The organism is Flavobacterium chryseum (assembly GCF_004362015.1).
Taxonomy (GTDB): Bacteria; Bacteroidota; Bacteroidia; order Flavobacteriales; family Flavobacteriaceae; genus Flavobacterium.
On sequence record NZ_SNWW01000035.1, the window covers coordinates 1 to 1681 of the forward strand.

The 1681-nt window shown below is 35.3% G+C and carries 1 protein-coding gene; it reads right to left on the bottom strand.

Annotation, left to right across the window (positions count from 1 at the left end; genetic code table 11):
• The coding region (locus EV143_RS21355; protein WP_133509923.1) for a M13 family metallopeptidase at positions 1-1517 on the bottom strand (1517 nt) is incomplete at its 3' end.
• Positions 1518-1681 lie beyond the last annotated feature (164 nt).

Sequence of the window (1681 nt, forward strand, 5' to 3'; positions counted from 1 at the left end):
TTGTCATATTGGGCACCCTGATCATCAAAAGTATGGGTTATTTCGTGACCTATAACCATTCCAATACCTCCATAGTTTAATGCATCATCTGCATTATTATCAAAATATGGGGGTTGTAAAATACCTGCGGGGAAAACAATTTCATTTGCAGTAGGGTTATTATATGCCGTAACTGTTGGAGTTGTAGTATACCATTCTGATTTATCGACCGGTTTACCCAATTTTGCCAATTGAAATTGATAAGCAGCTGTAGTGGCCGAAACCATATTTTCAAAATAGGTAGCCCTTATTATATTTACTTTGCTATAGTCTCCCCATTTATCAGGATATCCTATCTTCTTGGTCATTGCAAACAATTTTTCTTTGGCTTTTTGTTTCGTACCGGGACTCATCCATTCCAATTTATCAATTCTTTTTCCATATGCTTTTTGCAAATTATTCACGAGGACTAACATGCGTTTCTTTGCATCTTCTGAAAAATATTTCTTTAAATACAATTCACCTAGTGCTTCGCCTAAGTAATTGTCAAGAACATTAGCCATTTTTTCGCCACGTGATTTTTGAACAGCCTGACCGGAAAGCACTTTGGTATACTCAAATGAAGCATCAGCAAAAGGTTTACTTAAATCATCTGCATACCTTTCCATAGAAGTTGCTTTCAGGTAAATTTTCCAATTATTTATGGGAATGGTTTTTAAGAGCTTATTAAGGGCATCATAATAGGAAAGTTGGCCAACATTAATAGAATCGGTTTGAGCTCCTAAATTATTTAAAAAAGTATTCCAGTTGATGTTTACATGTCTTTTTGCAAGATCAGTCACAGCCATTTTATTATAGTTTGCCTGCACATCCCGAAGTTCAACCTTTGTTTTATGCGAAACGGCGAGTTTTTTGTCGATATCGTAAACCACATTAGCATTCTTTTTAGCCTCCTGAGCATTGCTGCCGGTCTGTTGAAATAATGTAGTAAGGTATTTTTTGTACGCTTCCTGTATGGCAACAGTAGATGAATCTGATTTGAAATAATACTCCCGGTCAGGCAAGCCGATACCCGTTTGATAGATTTGAGCAATGTTCATAATGCTGTTTTTCTCATCGGGCGACACTGTAAAGCCTATAATAGAAGGATTGTTCACTTTTAATTCATTAATTACAAAGTTCATTAAGGACGGTAAATCGCTAATTGCTTCAATTTTAGCAAATAAGGGTTTGATAGGTTCATAACCGCGTTTGTTAATGGTTATCGTATCCATACCTGATGCATAAAAGTCTCCTACCTTTTGTGCTATACTTCCTGCTGGATTCTTGCTTTGCGAAATACTGTCTAATATTCCCTGCAGGCGTATTCGTTGTGGGTAATTCATAAACATATAGGTACCAACTCCGGCTTGAGATGCAGGAATTGATATAGAATCATACCATTTGCCATTTACATATTGAAAAAAATCATCACCAGGCCGCAATGTAGAATCTATTCCAGTGATAGCAACATATTTTTTTCCTGATGTTTTGAGCATGCTGCAAAAGCTAAGAATGTGATGAAGAGCATTAATGAATTTTTCATAATCTAAATGGTTTCTATTAAAACTTAAAAACGTTTGAAAGCAGATATTTTAAAATGTATCCACTTGGCATAGTTAATTTTAGCAGAACAATATACGAATCAGTTTTTAATTCTAAA